Annotated in this window: 4 protein-coding genes; 1 reads left to right on the top strand and 3 read right to left on the bottom strand. The window is 69.2% G+C overall.

What is annotated here, in order from left to right; genetic code table 11:
- Positions 1-12: 12 nt before the first annotated feature.
- From ENN83_RS07640 to ENN83_RS07630, 3 genes are read right to left on the bottom strand one after another with little or no spacing between them, the layout of a single operon-like run.
- Entirely contained in the window at positions 13-375 is a 363-nt protein-coding gene (locus ENN83_RS07640; RefSeq protein ID WP_287185685.1) for a hypothetical protein, read from the bottom strand.
- Between the two features lie 14 nt (positions 376-389).
- Entirely contained in the window at positions 390-1,478 is a 1,089-nt protein-coding gene (locus tag ENN83_RS07635) for a trypsin-like serine peptidase (RefSeq protein ID WP_287185683.1), read from the bottom strand.
- Positions 1,479-1,513: 35 nt separating this feature from the next.
- Positions 1,514-1,822, bottom strand: coding sequence for a hypothetical protein (locus ENN83_RS07630; RefSeq protein ID WP_287185681.1), 309 nt, complete (start codon positions 1,820-1,822; stop codon positions 1,514-1,516).
- Positions 1,823-2,566: 744 nt separating this feature from the next.
- Here ENN83_RS07630 and ENN83_RS07625 point away from each other — a divergent pair.
- Positions 2,567-3,301, top strand: coding sequence for a phage tail protein (locus ENN83_RS07625; protein WP_349760105.1), 735 nt, complete (start codon positions 2,567-2,569; stop codon positions 3,299-3,301).
- The last annotated feature ends 74 nt before the right edge of the window (positions 3,302-3,375 follow it).

The raw sequence follows: 3,375 nt of genomic DNA, 5'->3' as shown, positions 1-3,375 counted from the left end.
GCCCCCGCCCGATCATCGGCCCGCCTCCGCGCCCTTGCCCGCGATCCATTCGGCGATCCGGCGCATCCGCTCGGGCGTGATCCGGGTAAAGGCGTTGTGGCTCGCCCGGAGTTCCTCGCCATGCAGCCCGTTGGTATGCACGCCGACCAGGACCGCGCGATCCGCGCCCAGGAAGACCGGCGAACCGGAAGTGCCGCCATGGCTGTCGTTCAGGGCGAACCCCTCGAGATCCCGCAATATCCGCAGGCTGTCGGTGCTGACCCATTGCCGCCCCGGCAGTGCCTTGTCGGCGGCATAGCCCTGCACCACCGTCACCGCACCCAGTTCGGCATCCTCCAGCACCCGCCCCCCGGCCCAGCCCGTCGCCTCGTCCACCCGGCAATCGAGCTTCAGCGCCCCGAGGTCGTAATCGCGCGCCTCTCGGCGCTGGTGGCCGCGGTCCAGTCCTGCAACACATGCGCGCGCCGCACCCCGCATTCGCCAAAGGGCGTGGCCGCGCGGTTGCGCCCGGGCAGCACGCGATAGGCCGAATAGGCCCGCCCGAACACCGTACCGCCATGGATGCAATGGGCCGCCGTCAGCACCGTATCGGCCGAGACCATCATGCCCGAACACAGGCTCGTGCCGTCAAAAGCGTTCTGGAACAGGATCTGCACGATGGCGCGCTCGGGAAAGCTCGTCGTGTCGTTCACCGCCACGCGCTCGTCCTCGCCGATCACCGAGAACGGTACCCAGGTCTCGGGCCTGAGCGACAGCCTTCCCATCTCGTATTGCGCATAGATCGCCGAGGCGTCCGACAGCTCGGCCGCAGGTCGGGCGCCATGGTGGGCTGGGCGACGGTCCGGCCGGTGCCGGTTGCGGGCGGCAGATCCACCGGCGCGGCCGCACCCCGCATCGCCGCCCAGGTCGAGACTGACGCTTGCCTCGGGCGCGGACAGCGCCGGGCGCGGCGTGCCTGCCTCGGTCATCGGCGCGAACAGCGCCGCCCGCGTCGCCCCGTCCATCAGCCCCGTCTCGGGCAGGCCAAGCTCGTGCTGCAAGGCCCGGGTCGCTCGCTCGCGCCGTGCCTCATCGGCCCCCACAGACCCCGCTTGCAGCAGCGCCGCAAGCACCACAGCCAGAGCGAACCGCATACCCCCAGACCTCCCCCACGGGTGAACTGCCCGGCAACAGGGCGCAATCGCACCGAAAACCCAATGCGATCTGTCGCGCCCGCGCAGCGTGACCGTGCCGCCCGCGCTGCCCGTGACCTCGGATTTCAGCGCGGCGGCCAGATCGCGCTGCACATCCATCGCCGCCGGCCCGTCCGCGCCGCTGCGTGTCGTGGCGGGATAGGTCACATCCGCCATCAGCGCGGCCTTGATCATGGTCAGCGGCTGGCCCGCCGCCAGCCGCAGCCGCACCGCCTCGGCGCAGGCGGCATCGCGCCGGGGCTGGCCGCGGATCACGTCGTCGTCGGACAGTTCCAGGATACGCACATTGCCCAGCGTGATGCGGATCTCGCTGACCTCCTTCAGCCGCCCGCCCTGATCCGGTCCAGCAGCCCCGCATCCAGCGCCAGCGTGCGGTTCAGCGCCGAGGAAAGCTCGGTCGAGATCGAGGCCGAGATCGGGATCTCGGCAAGTCCCGGCCCCAGCGCCTGTTCCGGGCGGCACACCACGCCCAGCGCCACCGGCTCGGTCCCCGTGACCAGAACCAGCGTGCCGGGCAGCGCGCTTCGCGTGGGCGGGCGGAACTCGGTATAGCCGTTCTCGGCTGGGGTCTCGCCGATCGTGGCCGGGCGCGCGCCGTCCATCAGGCCAAGCGCCACATAGCCACCCACCCCCAGCGCGGCGATAGCGCCCAGCCCGGCGAGATCAGCTTCCAGTTCATCCCGCGCCCCTCCCGCTCAGGCGCGGCCTCTGTCGCGGCCCCTGTCCGGCGGGGCAAGCCTAGCACAGCGCCCGGCTCGGGTCGCGGGTGATCTGGCCGCCTTGTCCGGCGGGATCCGACCGGCCATGGGCGCGGATCGGCGCAAGGAGATTTGCCATATGAAACCCCGATGGAAGTCCGATGAAAATCCGATATCCCGTTCCGCCCGCCGCGCAGTCCCCGCCGACCCACGCTCCCGGCCTGCGCAGTGGGCTTGACTCGAATCCGGGCATTCTTGATGCTCACGAGGTTAGGCATGATCCGAGGCCTGTCTCGAAGGTATGCCGGCCATGCCGCGACCGCATGCATCAGGTATCGCGCATGCGCCGGGGTGTTGCCTTGCTGTCCTGTGGGGGGACGGAATTTTTATTCGAGTAAAAAGCTTTAGCTGGTAAATTTCCGCGCGCCCGGCGACTTTCAGGCGCGCTTTCCCGGGATGTCGGGCCTTCGACGCGCTGTTGATGCAAGGAGCATCCAATGGCTGTCGCAGTCTCCTATCCCGGCGTATACATTCAGGAAATTCCCTCCGGCACCCGCGCCATCGCCGGTGTGCCGACCGCGATCGCCGGTTTCGTCGGCTACACCGCCCGCGGCCCCGTCAACGCCCCCGTCCAGCTTTTCAGCTATGCCGATTTCGAGCGCAATTTCCGGGGGGTTGCACCTCGACAGCCCGCTTGCCTACGCGGTCAGCCATTTCTTCCTGAATGGCGGCGCCAGCGCGTGGGTGGTCCGCGTGGCCGAAGGCGCGGTGCCCGCCGCCATCGGCATGCGCACAACGGCGGGCGACCTGACCCTGACCGCCACCGCCGCCAGCGAGGGCGCGTGGGGTAACGCCTTGGTTCTGAACGTCGATTACGACAGCGCGGACCCCGACGAGAGCTTCAAGTTCCGCGTGAAACGGGATGGCCGCCATGTCGCGGGGATCTCGAAGGTCGGCCCGCTGAAACGCACGACCGAGGTGGTCGAGCATCGCGTCGGCGGCGATCCTTCGACCAGCCGCAAATCGCCCGGCCGGTCCAGGTTCGAGGCGATCACGCTGGAACGCGGCGTCACCCACGACCCCGAATTCGAGACCTGGGCAAACCTTGTCTGGAATGTCGAGGCCGGGCTGGGGGCCGAGGTCGCGCTCAAGGATTTCCGCAAGGACATCATCATCGAGATGTATAACGAGGCGGCCAGTTGGCGCTGGCCTACAACGTCTATCGCTGCTGGGGGTCCGAGTTCCAGGCCCTGCCCGAGCTTGACGCCAATGCCAACGCCGTCGCGACCCAGTCGATCAAGCTGGAGAACGAGGGCTGGTTGCGCGACCGCGAGGTGGCGGAACCGCAAGAACAGGGGCGCGAACGGGCGGCTGGCCCGGGAGGGCCTTGAAAGATGCGGGCAGGACTGAGCCCAGAGGCGATGCTGATGGCCTGGGAGGCCGGGCTGGGCCGCGCTCCGCTTGACCGGGCGCCGGTGCTGCTC

Source organism: Rhodovulum sp. (assembly GCF_011048875.1).
Lineage (GTDB): Bacteria > Pseudomonadota > Alphaproteobacteria > Rhodobacterales > Rhodobacteraceae > Rhodovulum > Rhodovulum tesquicola.
Note: the sequence above shows the minus strand (reverse complement) of the source record. Positions and strands in the feature narration are given on the sequence as shown.